Annotated in this window: 3 protein-coding genes; all 3 read left to right on the top strand. The window is 63.6% G+C overall.

Annotation, left to right across the window (positions count from 1 at the left end):
- Positions 1-469, top strand: a 469-nt coding sequence (locus tag AC1DWT_RS49600; RefSeq protein ID WP_477926106.1) for a hypothetical protein, incomplete at its 5' end; no start/stop codon positions are given.
- A gap of 5 nt (positions 470-474) precedes the next feature.
- On the top strand, positions 475-1,650 hold the full coding sequence (locus AC1DWT_RS49595) for a hypothetical protein (RefSeq protein ID WP_477926105.1): 1,176 nt from the start codon (positions 475-477) through the stop codon (positions 1,648-1,650).
- Between the two features lie 244 nt (positions 1,651-1,894).
- On the top strand, positions 1,895-4,516 hold the full coding sequence (locus AC1DWT_RS49590; protein ID WP_477926104.1) for a TrlF family AAA-like ATPase: 2,622 nt from the start codon (positions 1,895-1,897) through the stop codon (positions 4,514-4,516).
- Positions 4,517-4,677: the final 161 nt, after the last annotated feature.

Here is a 4,677-nt window from a genome sequence, read left to right as displayed (position 1 = left end):
GACCGGGGCGGCAGCGACCTCGGCCGGGTTGGCCACCTTGGGTGGGGGTGCGATCGCGGCCGGCGGGTTCGGCATCGCTGGCGGCACCGCCCTGGTGACCGGGATCGGGGGCATCGCCGGAGCGGGCGCCGCGGCGGCCGGGGCGCGGTGGACGTCGTGGACGACCGGGCAGGTGGTGGCCGATGCGATGCGCCTGGACCTGATCGCACGGTGTGTGTTGATCGAGGCGCAGAACCGGGACGAGAAGCAACGCCGCGTGGTGCAGAGCCTGCAGGAACGCCTGGAGAAGGTCGTCGCCGACGGGGACCGACTCCTGGACCGGATCAGGGACCTCTCGCGTGAGAACGCACGCCTGACCGCGGAGAACAAGGAACTGCGGGAGGAACTGCGCCGGCAGCACGCGGACGCCAAGCGGGCCGAGGGGGCGCTCGAGGTCATCCTGGAGCGTCTCCCGGAACCCGCGCAGTGAGCGGCATGGACGACAGTGTCGATCGGAACCTCGACACGATCAGCCGCCGGCTCGCCGAGCTGGAATCGGCCACCGGCACCGCCCTGATCGGTGGGGTCCCGGATCCGCTGCCGGACATCGACACCACGCAGCCCGCTTCGTACGCGGAGCTGACCGCCGCCAACGACCGGCTCCGCACCCAGCGCGGGTGGACCGACATCGACCTCGACGCCGCGCTGACCCCCGAGGAGCGGGCCGGATTCGACCGATGGCGGGCCCGGCAACGCATCCCGTGGGACCGCGACGACATCCTCGCCGTCGGGCTCACGACCGTGCTGGGGGTGGCCGCGGTCTGGTACGACACCACCCTCGACGGCAACGTCGCCCGCGGGCTCGGTGCCACGAGGAAGACCGCGCGGATGCGGGCCTGGGAGCGCGTCGGCAAACGGTTGCCGATCGACTACACCGGCCCCGGATTCGGTGGCCGAGCCCACCGGGTCCGCTCCCCGGGGCATGATCTGGCGCGCCCGTTCGAGGCGCTGCGGCAGATCCGGTCAGGCGAGTTCCGCGGCGTCCGCTGGGACTACGGCGACAAACACCCCGTCACCGTCGGCGGCCGGTTCCGCGAGGTCGACTCCCTCGCCGAGGCCCTCGTCCTCTGGGCACAGCACTTGGCGGCGGACCTGGTGACCCCGATGAGCCTGCCGCTACCCGGCTCCTCCTGGCTGTACGAACTCGACAACCGGGAACTGCGCACGTTCGCGCACGAGGTGTACCTGGGTACCTCGGCGGGCAACGGGCTCAACGTACGATCCGGAATCCTCACCCCCTCACTGAGCGTCATCACCACCGAGGTCATTCTCCGCACCCATGTGCATGCCCGGGCGTACGCGGTAACCGGCAGCGCTCGCCTGGATGAGCGGGAGCAGGCACGGCGCGACGAGCTGCTCCTCGCCGCCCATTCACTGGTCGGTCTCGCGTCGGCGGGGAAGACGCTGGCGCGAATGATCATCCTCGATGACCGGAAGGGCATGGCGCTGCGCCACGTCAACGTGCCGACGCCCCTCCGCATGGGATGCCTGGCAGTCGAGATCGCGGATCGCAGAACCCGCGGCACTGCACAAGCACGGGATTGGGATCAGTTGGTTGCTGACTTGCGGGTCAATGGGTTCGACCCACCTGGTCCAAGCGGCGCAGGGTGAGCCCCGATCGATCGTCCAGACCTACTGTCTCGGAGGACTGGGGCCGATACGGTCGCAGCACAGCCAACGTCACAGGCTGCCCCCAGGTACGTCCTCGGTTCCCCAGTGACCGACTCAAGGTGGGGATGGCGCCGGCAAGGAGTCCAGGCGAAGACCCGGAGCAATGGCTCCCCGCCTTACGTCACCGCTAATCGTGTACATGAACAGGCAAATGGTTTCACAGGAGAGGATGCGTAGGAAGAGCATGAGTGATTGGGCCAAATTCTGGGCGGTTGATCTTCACGTCCACACTCCAGGATCGCAGGACGCGAAGGCGGAAAATTACGGAACAGCGACGGAGATCGTAGATGCGGCGATCGCGGCCGGCCTCGACGCCATTGCCGTTACCGACCACAACACGGTGTCATGGTACAAGCAGGTGGCTGAAGCTGCGGTCGATAAACCACTCATCGTCCTTCCGGGCGTCGAGATCAGCACCACTGAGGGCCACCTGCTGGCGGTCTGGGAGGAAGGCACAGAGCCAACCGTTCTCGAAGAGCTTCTCATCAGGATCGGCATCGGCTACGCCGAGCGGGGCAAGCTCGACATCGCGGCTGAAGTCGGATTCGCCGACGCAGCAGAGCTGGTCGCAGAGTCGGGAGGCCTTGCAATCGCCGCCCACGTTGAAAAGGACAAGGGGCTCCTGAAGCTGGCGGTGAAGGCGCACCTTAAGAAGACGCTACTCAACCAGGCAATCAGCGCGGTCGAAGTCGTCCACATGGACACAGTCGACGTAGTGGAAAGGACCGTCGTTAACGAGCGCAAGCTGGCGTTCGTTCGAGGATCTGACACGTGGGACCCCACGAAGAACTGCCACAGCATCGTCGGGATCGGCGCACGCCGCACCTGGATCAAGGCGAGCCGCCCCGACCTGGTTGGACTGCGCCATGCGTTCGCCGATCCCGACCTTCGGATTTCCCTTGAAGCTCCGGCGGAGGCGCCGCCGTACCGACACATCGAATCCATTGAAATCGTCGGTGGCTTCCTAGGCGGGCAGAAGATCCAGCTCTCGCCAGACCTGAACTGCCTACTTGGCGGAACAGGAGCCGGAAAGTCGCTCATCCTCGAAGCAGTGCGATTCGCACTCGACCAGCAAGTTGACTCCGAGGCGTTCCCCGCCATTCGTCAAGAGATCGACTCCCGCATGGAGAAAGCCCTGATGAACAGCAGCGTTGTCCTGTTGCACATAGCAGCCGACGGCAAGCGCTTCCGAATCGAGCGGACCTTCGACACAGCTGGCTCCGCGCCGTCGCGAGTGCTTCAGCAGATCGGAACGGACTGGGCCGAAATCGACGTCGACCCTGCTTCGATATGCCCACTCGCCGCGTTCTCTCAGGGCGAGATCCTGGAGTATTCGCGAGAGCCCGTCGGCCGGATGACCTTGATTGATTCATCGCTTGATCTCGACCAGATCGACGACGCGATCGATGCGACTGTTGCCTCGATGAAAGCTAATGCTCGCCAGCTCATCGCTGCGCGCGCTGGGGTTCGACGGCTTCAGGAGGAGGCGGGTAAAGAGGCTGGTCTGGCAGAGCAGGTTCGTCAACTTACCGATTTGTTCAAGACTGATGCAGTAAAGGAACAGTCGAGCTGGGCCACCGAGCAGACGGCATTGAAGCGGGCCAAGGACAGGCTTGACTCGGTGCAGCTCCCGCAACTGGATTTGCCCGACGCGGAGATCAATGAATCCGTGGCGGAGAACGCCGATCTGTTCGCGTCAGCTGCGAGCGCACTCGCTGAGGGTAAGAAGCGGGTCGATGCCGCTAGGGCAGAGATCGAGAGCGCACTGGCTTCGGTATCAATGAAGGTTGGTGAGGTTCAGACAATCTGGGGACAGAGGTTCGATGCCTTCAAGAAGCAGCTCGATGACGAGCTTGAGAAAGTCGATGCGGGTTCCTCGCTTTCTGCGCTCCGTGCCAATCTTGAGCACCTTCAATCGAAACTGACCCAAGCTGAAGCGTCGAAGGCGGAACTGCATCAGGAGTTAGAGCCCGAGCTCGCGAGACTTGTAACCGAGCGTGAGGACCTCATTGCGTCGCTGCAAGAGGCCCGCCGAAAGCGGCGCGAACTTCGCCGCGAGCGGGTCAAGGAACTCAACTCTAAGGCCGCCGGCTTCGTCAAGCTCGACATTCCGAATTCTGGTGATGCGTCAGAATTCCGACAGGCGCTAGACCAGATCAAGGTCGGTTCACGCGTTAGGGAAGAGGTGCTCAACCAACTAGCGCTGAACACCCATCCGGCCAAATTCGCTCGCAGCATGTGGAACGAAAGCTTGAACGACATCGTCAACCCTGACGGCGGCGTTGACCTGGCGAGCGTGGCCAAGCTGTTCGCGAACATCGATGAGAAGGATCTCTGGGAAGAACTACTTGAAATTCAGGGCATTGATCGGCCGGACGTTCTGACCATCAAATTCAAGAAGCCCAACGACCAGTCGTACACCACGATTGAAGAACTCGCCCATGGGCAGCGCTGCACGGCCATCCTTGTCATCTTGCTCGCCGACGGAAACACTCCCGTGTTGGTGGATCAGCCCGAGGATGCGCTCCATGCGCCCTGGATCGAGGACTATCTCGTCGACCGACTCCGCTCGCTGCGAGGGACGCGCCAATATCTGTTCGCCACGCGGAGTCCGGGCATCGTCGTCAGCGGTGATGCAGAGCAGATTGTGACGATGAAAGCTACGGCTGGACACGGTGAGGTTGAGGCTGCGGGATCTCTGGAACGTCACGCACTGAACAAGCTCGCACTCGACCACCTTGAGGGCGGCCCGATCCCGTTCAAGAGACGTACGTCCAAGTTGGGAGTCTCTGTGACGCCGTCCTAGAAAGTCGATGGCACGGAGCCACGGCTTAATACTGCAACGGCACTAATGGGACGTGTCCGCGGGTTCGGTAATGGCAGGATCGGGCCTGGTGTTGTAGGCGTCGTCGCCAGTGTGACCAGGACCAGGTGTGCTCATCGGGAGGGCCTGTCGCAGGATCAGAT

The sequence above is a fragment of the Rhodococcus sp. P4_B6 genome (assembly GCF_056402215.1).
Note: the sequence above shows the minus strand (reverse complement) of the source record. Positions and strands in the feature narration are given on the sequence as shown.